This window comes from Mesorhizobium salmacidum (SeqCode) (assembly GCF_037179605.1).
In the GTDB taxonomy this organism is placed as follows: Bacteria; Pseudomonadota; Alphaproteobacteria; order Rhizobiales; family Rhizobiaceae; genus Mesorhizobium; species Mesorhizobium salmacidum.
This window is the reverse complement of sequence record NZ_JAPYKS010000098.1, coordinates 1-426: the sequence shown is the minus strand read 5'-3', so window position 1 is coordinate 426 and position 426 is coordinate 1. Positions and strand designations below refer to the sequence as shown.

The window sequence follows — 426 nt, the reverse complement described above, 5'->3', positions numbered from 1 at the left end:
GGTGAAGGCCACGACCAGCGACGCCCAGCCGCCTTCGAACACCTTGACGATGTTGGAGGCGAAGAAGCCGACATCGATGAAAGCGAACAGCACGGTCAGCGGGATCGCCAGCGACAGCTTCCACTTCCAGATACGGGTCATGACGACGTAGAGCAGCACCGTCGTCACCAGCATATTGCCGGTTACCGAGATGCCGTAGGCGGAGGCGAGCTTGCTCGATTCGCCGAAGCCGACCACGAGCATCATCACCACCAGGGCCAGCAGCAGGTTGACGCGCGGCATGTAGATCTGCCCGGACTGCTTTTCCGATGTGTGCAGGATTTCCAGCCGCGGCAACATGTTGAGCTGTACCGCTTGGCGGGTCAGCGAAAAAGCCCCTGAAATGACCGCCTGGCTGGCGATGACGGTAGCCGCCGTCGCCAGCAC

At 61.5% G+C, this 426-nt stretch carries 1 protein-coding gene; it reads right to left on the bottom strand.

Going from position 1 to position 426, the window contains the following annotated elements:
* Positions 1-426, bottom strand: a 426-nt coding sequence (locus O7A60_RS31805) for a KUP/HAK/KT family potassium transporter (RefSeq protein WP_337109597.1), incomplete at both ends; no start/stop codon positions are given.